Below are 12768 nucleotides of genomic sequence, written 5' to 3'. Positions count from 1 at the left end.
CCTCGACAGGGACCGACCGTCGGCCACCCCGGTTGCCGGATCCGTGCGACCGGTCGACGATCGACCCGGGTCAGCGGGGCAGCGCGGCGGCCATCACCCCGGCCGGCGGTCGGGCGCCGAACCAGCGGGCGAACGCCGCTTCCGCCTGGCCGACGAGCATGCCGACCCCGTCCACGGCTCGTCCGCCGGCCTCCCTTGCGGAGGTGAGGAAGGGCGAGGGGGTGCCGTAGTTGAGGTCCAGCGCTACCCGCCCGGGGCCGAGCCCCATGAACGGGTTGGGCAGTGGCTCGCCGTGCCGGCCGAGCGGTGTGGCGTTGATGACGACGCGGGGGTCGGTGTTCGACGGGACCACGCCTCCGGCGCGGACGGCCAGGTCGGCGATCGCCTCGGCGGCGTCCGGTCGGCGGGCGTGCACGGACGTGGCCGCGCCCAGGCGGCCGCAGGCCACCGCGGCGGCACGCGCGGCGCCGCCCGAGCCGACGATGGTCACCGGGTCGCCGGGCCGAAGCCCGCAGTCGTCGGCCAGGACCCCACGGAGCCCTGCGGCGTCGGTGTTGTCGGCCACCAGCCGCTCCCCCTCCCAGAACAACGTGTTGGCCGCGCCGATGAAGCGGGCTTCCTCCGTCGCCTCGTCGGCCGCGTCCAGGGCTGCGTGCTTGTGGGGGATGGTGACGTTGGCGCCGAGGAAACCGAGGGTGCGCAGCCCGGCGATCGCCGCGGTGATCTGCTCGGGGGGCACGTCGACGGCCAGGTAGACCGCGTCGTGACCGGCCGCCGCGATCGCCGCGGAGTGCAGGGTCGGCGACAACGAGTGGCCGACCGGATGCCCGAGGACGACGAGCAGCCGGGTGGCGGCCGTCGTCGCGGGCGGGCGTGGGCCGCTGGGGTCAGCCGCCACGGATCTCGGCGATGGCCTGTTCGTGCTGGGCGGCGGTCTCGGTGAAGCGATGGGCGCCGGTCGCCGGGTCCTCCACGACGTAGAAGAAGAAGCCCGTGTCGGCCGGGTTGGCGGCGGCCTCCAGGGACGAGCGGCCCACACCGGAGATCGGCGTCGGCGGCAGCCCCTCGTGGAGGTAGGTCGACCACGGCGTCTCGAACTGGTAGTCGGCGGTCAGCAGCCGGTCGGGGCGTTCCCCGGTGGCGACCTCGATGCCGTAGACGACGGTTGCGTCGATCTGCAGCAGCATCGGCCGCTCCAGCCGGTTGTGGATGACCGAGGAGATGATGGGCCGCTCCTCCTCCAGCCGGGCCTCGCGTTCGACGAGCGAGCCGAGGACCAACGTCTCGTAGGTCGACAACGAGTTGCGTTCGGCGAACCCGACCTCGCTCATGACGGCGTCGGTCTGCTGGACCAGGCGGGTCAGCAGGTCCGCGGCCGGCTGCTCGACGGTGAACTCGTAGGTCTCGGGGAACAGCAGCCCCTCGAACGCCTCGGCGCCCTCGGGGAGGTCGCGCTGGGGCACCCAGGCCGGCAGGGCGACGAGCGCGAGGGCCTCGCGCAGCGACTCGGCGGTGTGGGGGCTGCCCTCGGCCGACGCGATGGTCTCCAGCGTCTGGTCGACGGTGAGCCCCTCGGGGATGGTCACCCGGAAGGTGTCGGGGCCGGGTGGGCCGGCGACGAGGATGTCGAGGATCTCCTCGGTCGACAGCGACGGGTCCAGCTCGTAGGTGCCCGGCTTGATCTGGCCGGCGCGGCCGTCGAGCGTCGCCGCGGCCGTGAAGGCGCTGGAGGACCGGATGATCCCGTTGTCCTCCAGGAGCTGGGCGACGTCACGTGCACCGCTGCCCTCGGCGACGGTGACGGTGACCGGTCCCTCGGCGAGCACGGCGTCGGATGCCCCGCCGCTGTTCCACTCGTTGAACAGGTAGTAGCCGCCACCGACGAGCAGGAGCAGGAAGACGAGAAAGATCTTGGAGGAGGTCGTCATGGGGTGTGGGACATCTCGCGAGGTCGTGGGCCGTCTGTCGAGGTGGTCTTGCCCGGTCAGCGGTTGGCGTCGAGCCAGGCCTGCAGCAGGAGGCTTGCGGCCACTTGGTCCTTCACGGCCTTGCCGGTGCGTGCGTTGTGACCGGAGGATCGCAGGGCCCGGTCGGCCTGCACGCTGGTCAGCCGTTCGTCGTGCAGGTGGACCTCGAGCCCGAGGGCTGTCAGCTCGTCCGCCAGGGTTCGGGCCATCCGCGTGGAGTCAGTGTCACGTCCGGCGAGCGATCGTGGCAAACCCACGACCACCGCCACGCACCCGAGTGTCTCGTGGGCGTCCTTCACCCGCCGAGCCGCCCCCTTGCCGCCGGGGACGGTGTCGTGGGGAGTGGCGAGCAGCCGGTCGGGATCCGACACGGCCAGCCCGACCCGTTTGGTCCCGGGGTCGACCCCGAGCACCCGTCCCGGACGTGCTGCCATGTCAGCTGCCCACTCGGGGAGCGTGCCCCACCGTGGTCCGGCGGCCGAAGGTAAGGCCACACGGGTGTGGACGGGCACCGCCGTCCGCGCACCGTCCGCAATGGGGCTGGTCGCAGCTGCGTGGGGTCGGCACTGTGATTGGCATTGGCCGACGATCGTAGCGAACGGAGCACCCCCGCACCCCTGACCACAATCGTCGTCGAATGCCGGTCTCAGGCGATTGGCGTCGGACCACGATTGTAGGAACGGGTGCGCCCGTGCACCGTTCGCGCCAATTGTCGCGAAATGCCAGGTTCAGCCGGTCGCGGGTGAGCGAACGCGACCGGTCCACGTTCGAGGGAACGCGTACCTGGCGTTCGGTCTCGTCAGCTCGAGAGCTGGCGGCGACGGGTGGCGAGGGCGTCGAGGATCTCCGCGACCACGCGTTCGGGGTCGTTCCGCACCTCGTAGACGGTGAAGCGCAGGACGATCCAACCGGCGGCCTGCATCCGGCGGTCGCGGCGACGATCCTTCGTCTGGGCTCCTTGGAAGAAGTGAGAGGGCCCGTCGATCTCGACGTCGAGACGTTCGGCAAGGAACGCGATGTCGGCTTGGGCGATAGTCCTCCCGTTGACGACGACGTCGTAGGGACGAGGGTGGGGGTCGAGTCCCACGTCACGGAGGTACCGCCGGGCTCGCCGTTCGTCCCCGGAATGCGTCAGCTCACCGTTGAGCTCCGCCAGGACCTTCCGGAAGCGGGCAGAGCCATGCCACCGTCCTCGCGACGCGGCAGCCGACGCAAGGCTGTTGAGGGAGGTGTTGCGAAGGGCGTCCGCCCTCGCGATGGCGCGAGCGAGCTCCTCCTCCCCCAGGTCCCTGGCCGCGTCCATCAACGTCCAGTTGACGCCCGCGCAGACCAGCCCATCCACGACCTGCAGCGGGATCGCGTTGAAGTGGACCTCCCGACGGACATCCAAGCCCGGCAGGACGAAGCGCGCACGAGTCGCCGGGGTGGCCAAGTGACCGACCTTCGGCTCCCGAGGATGGAAGCCCCGTAGGTGCGCGGCGCTGGCACCGGTGACGCACACCGGAGACCCCACGGCCAGTACCCCACCGGCGAGGGTGAGCCGAAGTCCGTCGGGGGCGCCCGGAAGCGCGTGGACCGTCCCCGCGACACGTCGCAGGTCGCCGGACCGAACGCGACGGTTCACCGTCCACCGCGAAAGACCAGCCTCCTTGAACTGCTCGAGTGAAACCGCCCCGTGTAGATGTTCCATCCAGGCATCATGCGCTGAACCAAGAATCCGTGATCAGGGTTGTCCACAGGCGAGTCCAGCCGGCCGTCGAGACGTCGCCGGCAGGGGCTGCCCGCCGGGGCCGGCCGTCGCGGACGCCCCGATTGGCTTCCGACCACGATTGTGCGGAACGGAGCACGGGTGCACCCGTCGCCACAATCGTCGAGGGACGTCAATCCTCCGAAGGCGGCTTCCGGCCACGATTGTGGAGATCGGGGCACGGGTGCACCCACGGCCACAATCGTTGGGAGAAGCCAGGTTGGCCGGGCCGGGATCGCTGGGCCGAGATCGCCGGCCCGAGGCACGAACGGCCGGGCGGCGCACGTGTGCCCGGTTGGTCGGCCATGTCTCCAGGACGCGACACGAAGACGTAACGCCGCGTACACGACAACACCGTCAACCCGAAGCGTGGGGTGGTCGAGGGCGGGGACATGGTTACCGACACCTCCCGCCACCAGACGGTGTCCGCCAGGATCACCGCCGGCGTGGTCGCGCGGGTCCTGGTCGACTACGACGGGGCCTCGCCGCCGCACGAGCTGCTCGACGCGCTTCGGCGCCAGGGGTGGCTACCGCTGCGCCACCTCGCCCCGCCGGCCTCGGCCATCGACTGGGACCGGCCCGACCCCACACAGCGGTCCGGCTACGCCATCCGCTCCTACCCCGTCCGCACGCAGGGGACGTTCGAGGGCTCCGACGCCCAGCGGGCGCTGGCGATCCGCCGGGCGCAGGCAACGATCGACGACCTCGTCGGCCCGGGTGCTGGCGGCCGGCGACGGCTCGGGATCACCGTCACCGCCCCGGTGGCCGCGCTCGCCCGACCCATCGTCGCGGCCCACGGCACGATCCTGGAGGAGTGGGCGCACCGCTCGCCGCGGCAGGCGTCCTACCGAGGGCAGGTGGCCGCCGCCGAGAAGGCCGTCCACACCTTCCTCGTCCAGGTCTCGGCCCGGCTGGAAGGCGAGCTGCTCGGCGCGCTCGCCCACTGGCAGCCCGACGTGGTCGACGCCGACGCCGTCCGTCGCCCGGCACCACCGCAGGACGACCCCGCCGCCGGTCCCCCGGCCCTGGTCCACGTCGAGGTCCGGGCGCAGCTCCGCGACGAGGTCGTCCGGCACCTCGACTCGATCGCCGAGGTCCGGGACTCCTCGACGACCGGGCGGACCATCCTGGCGTCCTACCGGGGTGTGCGGTCCGAGCAGCGCCACGAGATGACCACCCTGACGGTGGCCGTGCCCGCGACGGTCGACCTGACGGAGCTGGAACGCGACATGACCGCCCTCGGGGCCAACGCCGTCCGCCGGCTGGCACCCGAGGCGACCCCGGCGACACGCCCGCCGGGGACACCCGTGTCGGTCAGCCCCGCAGGCGGTCCCGTGCCTCGTCGGCGGACGTGCTGACGGCCGCGACGATCTTGGTGCCGTCCTTGCCGCCGGCCTGGGCGACGTCGCCCTTGCCGCCGGCGCCACCGCCGACGACCTTGGCGCCGGGCCGCAGGATGTCCGCGGCGTTGTGGCCGGCCTCGACGAGGTCGGAGGAGACGGCGGCCAGCAGCTGCGCCTTGCCGTCCTCCTTCGCCGTCCCGAGGATCACCACGCCGTGGCGGATCCGGTTGCGGAGGTCCAGGGCCAGCTGACGCAGGGCGTCGTGATCGGCGCCCTGCACCACACCCGTGACGATGCGGTGGTCACCGACGACCTCGGCCCGCTCCAGCAGCGCGTCGGCCTGGCCCAGCACCGCGTCGGCGCGTGCCTTGGCCAGCGCCTTCTCGGCGTCACGGACCCGGCCGAGCAGGTCCTCGACCCGTCCGGGCACCTCGGCGGAGGGCACCTTCAGCATGCGGGCGACCTGGTCGGCGATCAGCCGTTCCTTTGACAGGTGGGTGAACGCATCCGGCCCGGTCAGCGCCTCGATGCGTCGCACGTTGTTGGCGATCGACCCCTCGTTGATGACGGTGAACAGGCCGACCTCGGAGGTGTGGCCGACGTGGGTGCCGCCGCACAGCTCCATGGAGTAGTCGTCGATGGTGACCACACGCACGCTGTCGCCGTACTTCTCACCGAACAGGGCGGTGGCACCGCGCTTGCGGGCCTCCTCCTGGCTCATCTCGCGGACCATGACGGTCGGGTCGGCGGCGATGCGCTGGTTGACCAGCTCCTCCAGCTCGGTCAGCTGCCCGCGGGAGATGGCCTCGAAGTGGGGGAAGTCGAAGCGGAAGTGGCCCTGGTCGATGGCCGACCCGGCCTGCGCGGCGTGGTCGCCGACCATCTCCTTGATGGTGGCGTGGAGGATGTGGGTTGCGGTGTGCCCCCGGGCGATCGAGGCGCGTCGGGCACGGTCGATGGCGGCGTGCACGTCGTTGTCGACGGCGACCTCGCCGGCGACGACACGACCGCGGTGCACGATCAGGCCCTCGGTCGGCGAGACGGTGTCGAGCACCTCGATGCGTCCGAGGTCGGAGGCGATCACGCCGTGGTCACCCAGCTGCCCGCCACCCTCGGCGTAGAAGGGGGTGCGCTTGAGGACGACCTCGACCTCGTCGCCCTCCTCGGCCCGCTGCACCAGGTCGCCGTCGGCGATCAGGGCCGCGATCCACGAGTCACCCTCGACGTGGTCGTAACCGGTGAAGTCCACGCCCTCCACGGCCCCGGCGGCACGCTTGTACACGTCGGTCGTGGCGGCCTCGCGGCCGGACTTGGTGGCGGCGCGGGCACGGTGGCGCTGGGCCTCCATGTGCTCGGCGAAGGCGTCGCGGTCCAGGGTCAGGCCCTGCTCCTCGGCGATCTCGATGGTCAGGTCGACCGGGAAGCCGTAGGTGTCGTGCAGCGTGAAGGCCGTCTCGGCGTCCAGGGTGGTGCTGCCCCGCTCCTTGGTGGCCTCCATGGCGTCGCCCAGCTTCACGAGGCCGGTGCTCAGCGTCTTGCTGAACGTGTCCTCCTCGGCCTGGGCGATCTTGGTGATCAGCTGCGCCTGGGTCTTCAGGTCCGGCCACGACGGCGACATGGTCTCGATGACCTGCTCCATCATCGGCGTCATGATCGACGCCTCGGTGCCCAGCTTGCGGGCGGAGTTGACCGCGCGGCGCACCAGCCGGCGCAGCACGTAGCCGCGGCCCTCGTTGGACGGCAGCACCCCGTCGGAGATCAGGAAGGCGGTGGCGCGGGCGTGCTCGGCGATCACCCGGATCCACGTGTCGGACTCCGGCGACCCCTCGCCGAACTGCCCGGTGTAGTCGACCCCGGTCAGGTCGACGGCCAGGTCGACCATCGGCTTGAACTCGTCGGTGTCGAAGACCGTCGGGACGTCCTGCAGCAGCATGGCGACACGTTCGAGGCCGGCACCGGTGTCGATCGACGGTGCGGGCAGCGGCCCGACGATCGCGTCGGAGCCCTTCAGCTCGGGGTTGCCGCTGCCGTCGGTCTCGAACTGCATGAGGACCAGGTTCCAGAACTCCAGGAACCGGGACTCGTCGACGATCGGACCGCCGTCGGGACCGTGCTCGGGGCCGCGGTCGTAGAAGATCTCGGTGCAGGGGCCGCATGGACCGGAGCCGCCGGTGGACCAGAAGTTGTCCTTGGCGTCGCGCCGCTGGATGCGCCGCTCGGGGATGCCGGTCTCGTCACGCCAGAAGCCGAAGGCCTCGTCGTCGTCCTCGTAGACGGTGGCCCAGATGCGGTCGGGGTCGAAGCCGAGCCCGCCCTTGTCCGCCGGCGTGGTCGACAGCTCCCACGCCCAGGCGATCGCCTCGCGCTTGAAGTAGTCGCCGAAGCTGAAGTTGCCCAGCATCTCGAAGAAGGTGAGGTGGCGGGTCGTGCGCCCGACGTTCTCGATGTCGTTGGTCCGCGCGACCTTCTGCACCGACGTGACCCGCTTGTGCTCCGGTGTGGCCTCGCCCAGGAAGTAGGGCTTGAACGGCACCATCCCGGCGACCGTCAGCAGCAGCGTCGGGTCCTGCGGGATCAGCGATGCGCTGGGCCGGACGCGATGGTCGCGCGCCTTGAAGAACTCGGTGAAGTTGGTGCGGATCTGTTGGGAACGCATCGGGAGAACCTGACGAGGTCGGTTGGGACGTGCAGCGCCCGGACACCCCTTCCGAGGCGATGTCGCCTCCGGCGTCCGGCGCGGCGGCCCACGATACTGGCCCGCATGCCGATGCTCCCGCGTCACCGTCCTCGCCCGCTCGCCCTCCTCGCCGCAGGGTTGCTGCTGGCGATGGTCCTCGCTGCCTGCTCCTCCCCGGGGTCCGACTCCGTCGTGGACGGATCCGCCGATGGATCCGGCGGGGCGTCCGACGACGGGCTGGTGGCGGTCGGCACCGAGGCGTGGGAGTCCGAGGACCCCCAGCCGAGCAGCCAGGCAACGGACGACGCCGACACGCCCAGCACGGTCGATCCCCAGGACCCCACCGGTGCGGGCGCGATCGACCCGAACGCCGCCGCCGCTGGCCCCGCCCCCGTGACGGGTGCCGACAGCGGGCCGCTGGACCCCCGTGCCGGGATCGACGCGATCGTGGCCGCCATGACCGTGGAGCAGAAGGTCGGCCAGCTGTTCACCGTGACCGTCATCGGCAACGACGCCACCGACCCCTCGCCGGCCGCCCGCACCGCCAACCAGCAGCTGTTCGGGGTGGAGACCCCCGCGGAGGTCGTCGCGGCCTACCACCTGGGCGGGGTGGCCTACTTCGACCACGACCTGGGTGAGGGGACCTCCAACGTCGACGACGTCCTGCAGGTCGCGGTGTTCTCCGCCGGGCTGCAGCAGGCGGCGGCCGACGACACGGGGATCGGCCTGCTGATCGGGGCGGACCAGGAGGGCGGCAACGTCGTCCGGCTGCGCGCTCCGGCGACGGTCTTCCCGTCCGCCCGCGCGATCGGCAACACCGGCGACCTGGAGCTGGCCCGGCAGGTCGGCATGGTCACCGGCACCGAGGCCCGGGCGCTGGGCGTCAACTGGGTCTACGCCCCCGTCGCCGACGTCAACGTCAACCCCGACAACCCGGTGATCGGCGACCGGGCGTTCGCGGTCGAGACGTCGCGGACCAGCCAGTTCGTGGCCGCGACCGCGGAGGGACTGGCTGCCGCCGGCGTGCTGCCGACCCTCAAGCACTTCCCCGGCCACGGCGACACCGCCGTCGACAGCCACTCCTCCCTGCCCACCATCGACCACGACATCGAGACCCTCCGGACCGTCGACCTGCCGCCGTTCCTGCTGGCCGCCCAGGACCCGACCCGCACCTCGGTGATGGTCGGCCACCTGGCGGTCCCGGCCGTCGATGCGGAGGGGTTGCCGGCCACGATCTCCTCGGCGGTGATGAACCTGCTGCGCGGCGACGTCGGCTTCGACGGGCTCGTCGTCACCGACGCCATGAACATGGGCGCGCTCAGCGGGTTCGGTGACCCGGGCAGCCTGGCGGTGCAGGCGATCGCCGCCGGCATCGACGTGGTGCTGATGCCGACCGACCTGCCCGTCGCGCAGCGGGCCGTCCTGGCAGCCGTTGCCGACGGGACCATCCCCGAGGGTCGGCTGGACGTGTCGGTCCGCCGGGTCCTCGAGGCCAAGCAGGTCCTCGGGGTGCTGGACGCGACGACCATCGCAACCCCATCGATCGACGTGGTCGGCAGCGCCGCGCACCAGCAGGTCCGCGAGCAGGTCAGGGCTGCCTGCAGCTGCTGAGACCCACCGCGACGGGCCCCCAGCGGGCCACCCACCCGTCACCGTGCAGCGCGGGGGGTAGGCTGCCGGCCAGTGCCGCAGCTGTCCCTTCCCGACCGAGTCGAGCGGCGAGTGGACGGACTCGCCCGCGCCATGGTCGCGGAGTTCGTGTCCAGCATCGCCGTCTATCGCACGCTGCCGCCCGAGCAGCTGCAGGGCGAGATCCACGGGATCTGCGTCACCAACCTGCGGTCGCTGTTCACCTGCCTGCGCGAGGCCCGACCACCTGCCGACGAGGAGCTGTCGGCCATCCGGGCCAGCGCTGCCCGACGTGCCGAGGAGCGGGTGCCGCTGGAGGCGGTGCTCGACGCCTACATGACGGGGGCGCGGATCGGCTGGGGGGCGCTTCGCGAGGAGGCCCTGCCGGAGGAGGCCGACGAGCTGTCCGGCCACGTCGGCACGGTGCTGGACTACCTCCGGGCCGTCACGGCGGCGGTCACCTCCGCATGGGTGGAGGAACAGCAGGCGATCGTCGGTGAGGAACGCGACGCCCGCCGGGCGCTGACCGAGGCGTTGCTGACCGGTGAGGAACCCTCCTCCGGCCTGGTCGAGCGGGCGGGGGTCCGGCCTGCCGACCGCTACCGGGCGGTGGCGTTCCGGTTCGACCTCTCCCCCGACGAACGCGACGTGGGGGTCTCGGCCACCGTGGCGGGTCGGCGCAAGGTCCGCCGGGTCGTCCAGGCCCTCGAGGACCTGCTCGGCGGGCCGGTGCTCACGCTGCTGGACGCCAACGGCGGCGCGGCTGCCCTGCCGGTGGCCGACGTGGCGCAGCTGCGGGACGTGGTGGAGGGCGCCGCCCGGGCGGAGGTGTGGATCGCCCACTCCGACATGGTCCGGCTGCCCGCCCTGCCGGCGGCGTGGGACGAGGCCCGGGAGGTGCGTCGGCTGGTCACCATGCTCGGCCGGCTGCCGGGGACCTACAGCATCGACGACGTCATCCTCGAGTTCACGATCACGAGCGACCCGGCGGCGATGGCCAGGCTGAACCGCCTGCTGGCGCCGATCGCCGAACGCGACGACCTGCTGGACACGCTGGAGGCGTGGTTCGACGCCGACTTCGACCGGCGGATGACCGCCCGTGACCTGTCGGTGCATCCCAACACCGTGGACTACCGGCTTCGGCGCATCTCCGAGCTGCTGGGCCACGACGTCGTGTCGGCCTTCGGCATGCAGCTGCTCGGTGCGGCGCTGCTGGCCCGGCGGCTGGCCCCGTGAGCCGGCCGGTGCCGGACGTCGCGACGCTGTCCGAACGCATCCTGCTGCACCAGCCGAAGGCCGCGCCGCAGGCGTGGGCGGCCACGGCGCTGGTGCTGGGTGAGGGGCCTGCCGGGCCGTCGGTGCTGATGATCCGTCGCCTGGCCCGCGCCGGTGACCCGTGGTCGGGCGACATGGCGCTGCCCGGCGGCAAGGTCGACCCGACCGACCCCTCCGTGGAGGCGGCGGCAGCCCGGGAGACCGCCGAGGAGGTCGGCGTCCGGCTCGGGTCACCGCTGAACCGGCTGGACGACCTGGAGTCCAACCGCTTCACCAGCCGGATCGCCACCGCCGTCTTCGCCGTCGACGGCACACCGCGGCTGACCCCCGAACCGGCCGAGGTCGCCGAGGCCGTGTGGCTGCCGGTGGCCGACCTGGCCGACCCGGCGTCACGGACGTGGCATCGCTACGGCGGGGTCGTGCCGTTCCGCTCCATCACCGTCGGCCAGTACATGATCTGGGGACTGACCCACCGAATCCTGACCCACTTCTTCTCGGTGACGGGCCTGGACTAGCCGTCGTCGGCGGGGACCTCGGCGCCGTTGTCGCGGTCGCGGGGGACGCCGTGGATGATGTCGGGGATCTCGACGGACTCGGGGGTGATGTCGGTGCCGTCGGCGTCGAGGAACGTCACGGTGCCCATCGTGAACGGCGCGTCCTCCGTGGCGCTGTCCTCCCGGGCGTGGAGGCGCAGGAACCGGACGTCGCCGTCGAGCGGATAGGTCACCACGTAGTCGCCGACGGCGTACTCGGCGGTCACGGCCCCCTCGGGGATGCCGACGTCGACCCGGCCCAGCACGCTGCCGACCCGCTCGACGTAGTCGTTGCCGACCGGCTGGTCGGTGCCGGTGCTGGCCAGGGGTTCGGCGGTCACCGGCGCCCCCTCCTCCCCCTCCGGCAGGTAGTCACAGACCCAGACCAGCTCGTTGCCGCCGCGCTCCCCCACCATCCAGACCGTCTGCACGAAGCCGACGGCGATGACCTGGTCGACGACGGGCGGCTCGTCCCACTCCACGTCCTCACCACAGTCGGTGTCCACCGATGGCGAGGTCTGGACCGCAGCGAAGAACCCGGTCTCGTCGGTGTCGTAGCCGTCGGCCGTCGCGGGTGCGAGCGCACGCTCGGGGGCGGAGGTGCACGCGGCCAGCCCGAGGACGACCAGGGCTGCGGCGACCGTGGTGGATCGGCGCATCAGTAGTAGTAGGGGTACGCCGACCAGTCGGGGTCGCGCTTCTCCAGGAACGCGTCGCGTCCCTCCGCGCCCTCGTCGGTGCCGTACGCCAGCCGGGTCGTCTCGCCGGCGAAGACCTGCTGGCCCATCAGGCCGTCGTCGGTCAGGTTGAACGCGAACTTCAGCATCCGCTGGGCGGTCGGCGACTTGGCGGTGATGGTCCGCGCCCAGTCCAGCGCCGTCGCCTCGAGGTCGGCGTGGTCGACGACCTCGTTGACCGCACCCATGCGGTGCATCTGCTCGGCGGAGTAGGTCCGACCGAGGTGGAAGATCTCACGGGCGAACTTCTGGCCCACCATCCTGGCCAGGTACGCCGAGCCGTAGCCCGCGTCGAAGCTGGCCACGTCGGCGTCGGTCTGCTTGAACTTGCCGTGCTCGCGGCTGGCGATCGTCAGGTCGCAGACGACGTGCAGCGAATGGCCCCCGCCGGCGGCCCAGCCGTTGACGACGCAGATGACGACCTTCGGCATGGTCCGGATCAGCCGCTGCACTTCCAGGATGTGCAGCCGACCGGCACGGGCCGGGTCGATGGTGTCGGAGGTGTCACCCTCGGCGTAGCGGTAGCCGTCCCGCCCCCGGATGCGCTGGTCACCGCCGGAGCAGAACGCCCAGCCACCGTCCTTCTCCGAGGGACCGTTGCCGGTCAGCAGCACACAGCCCACGTCGGAGGACATGCGGGCGTGGTCCAGCGCCCGGTACAGCTCGTCGACGGTGTTGGGCCGGAAGGCGTTGCGCACCTCGGGCCGGTCGAAGGCGATCCGCACCGCGCCGACGTCGTTGGCCCGGTGGTAGGTGATGTCGGTGAAGTCGAACCCCTTCACCGGTGTCCAGGCCGCTGCGTCGAAGATCTCGGAAACCATGACGCGGGAGCTTAAGCCCTGCGATGCCGATCAGCCGGA

At 71.9% G+C, this 12768-nt stretch carries 11 protein-coding genes; 4 read left to right on the top strand and 7 right to left on the bottom strand.

The genetic code is table 11. The features are described from left to right. Positions 1-70: 70 nt before the first annotated feature. The 4 genes from CUC05_RS08105 to CUC05_RS08090 form a co-directional block, all read right to left on the bottom strand. Entirely contained in the window at positions 71-898 is an 828-nt protein-coding gene (locus tag CUC05_RS08105) for a shikimate dehydrogenase family protein (protein WP_157965360.1), read from the bottom strand. Continuing rightward, a complete protein-coding gene (gene mltG / locus CUC05_RS08100) occupies positions 888-1928 on the bottom strand; it encodes an endolytic transglycosylase MltG (protein ID WP_108665580.1) in 1041 nt (346 codons plus the stop codon). The genes CUC05_RS08105 and mltG overlap by 11 nt, the downstream gene beginning before the upstream one ends. A 56-nt stretch (positions 1929-1984) precedes the next feature. Then, on the bottom strand, positions 1985-2401 hold the full coding sequence (ruvX, locus tag CUC05_RS08095; RefSeq protein ID WP_108665579.1) for a Holliday junction resolvase RuvX: 417 nt from the start codon (positions 2399-2401) through the stop codon (positions 1985-1987). A 365-nt stretch (positions 2402-2766) separates the two neighbouring features. Next, entirely contained in the window at positions 2767-3399 is a 633-nt protein-coding gene (locus CUC05_RS08090; protein WP_157965359.1) for an endonuclease domain-containing protein, read from the bottom strand. A 707-nt stretch (positions 3400-4106) separates the two neighbouring features. On the opposite strand from CUC05_RS08090, the gene CUC05_RS08085 reads away from it, so the two are divergent. Further along, positions 4107-5072: a hypothetical protein gene (locus CUC05_RS08085; RefSeq protein ID WP_157965358.1), complete on the top strand. Its 966-nt coding sequence runs from the start codon at positions 4107-4109 to the stop codon at positions 5070-5072. On the opposite strand, the gene alaS is transcribed toward CUC05_RS08085, so the two are convergent. Further along, positions 5029-7713 carry an alanine--tRNA ligase gene (alaS, locus tag CUC05_RS08080; protein WP_108665774.1) on the bottom strand — a complete coding sequence of 895 codons (2685 nt, stop codon included), beginning with the start codon at positions 7711-7713 and terminating at the stop codon, positions 5029-5031. The two genes, CUC05_RS08085 and alaS, sit on opposite strands and share 44 nt — an antisense overlap. A gap of 105 nt (positions 7714-7818) precedes the next feature. On the opposite strand from alaS, the gene CUC05_RS08075 reads away from it, so the two are divergent. The 3 genes from CUC05_RS08075 (at position 7819) to CUC05_RS08065 (ending at position 11153) form a co-directional block, all read left to right on the top strand. Beyond that, positions 7819-9345, top strand: coding sequence for a glycoside hydrolase family 3 protein (locus tag CUC05_RS08075; protein ID WP_157965357.1), 1527 nt, complete (start codon positions 7819-7821; stop codon positions 9343-9345). 72 nt (positions 9346-9417) lie between these two features. After that, on the top strand, positions 9418-10599 hold the full coding sequence (locus CUC05_RS08070) for a PucR family transcriptional regulator (protein WP_157965356.1): 1182 nt from the start codon (positions 9418-9420) through the stop codon (positions 10597-10599). Then, entirely contained in the window at positions 10596-11153 is a 558-nt protein-coding gene (locus tag CUC05_RS08065) for an NUDIX hydrolase (protein ID WP_108665575.1), read from the top strand. Before CUC05_RS08070 ends, CUC05_RS08065 begins: the two co-directional genes overlap by 4 nt. Here CUC05_RS08065 and CUC05_RS08060 read toward each other — a convergent pair. Further along, the gene (locus tag CUC05_RS08060) at positions 11150-11830 is read right to left on the bottom strand and encodes a hypothetical protein (RefSeq protein ID WP_108665574.1); all 681 of its coding nucleotides are present in this window, start codon (positions 11828-11830) and stop codon (positions 11150-11152) included. The genes CUC05_RS08065 and CUC05_RS08060 overlap by 4 nt on opposite strands. Further along, a complete protein-coding gene (locus tag CUC05_RS08055) occupies positions 11830-12729 on the bottom strand; it encodes a 1,4-dihydroxy-2-naphthoyl-CoA synthase (protein WP_108665573.1) in 900 nt (299 codons plus the stop codon). The genes CUC05_RS08060 and CUC05_RS08055 overlap by 1 nt, the downstream gene beginning before the upstream one ends. Positions 12730-12768 lie beyond the last annotated feature (39 nt).

Source organism: Euzebya rosea (genome assembly GCF_003073135.1).
Taxonomy (GTDB): domain Bacteria; phylum Actinomycetota; class Nitriliruptoria; order Euzebyales; family Euzebyaceae; genus Euzebya; species Euzebya rosea.
Note: the sequence above shows the minus strand (reverse complement) of the source record. Positions and strands in the feature narration are given on the sequence as shown.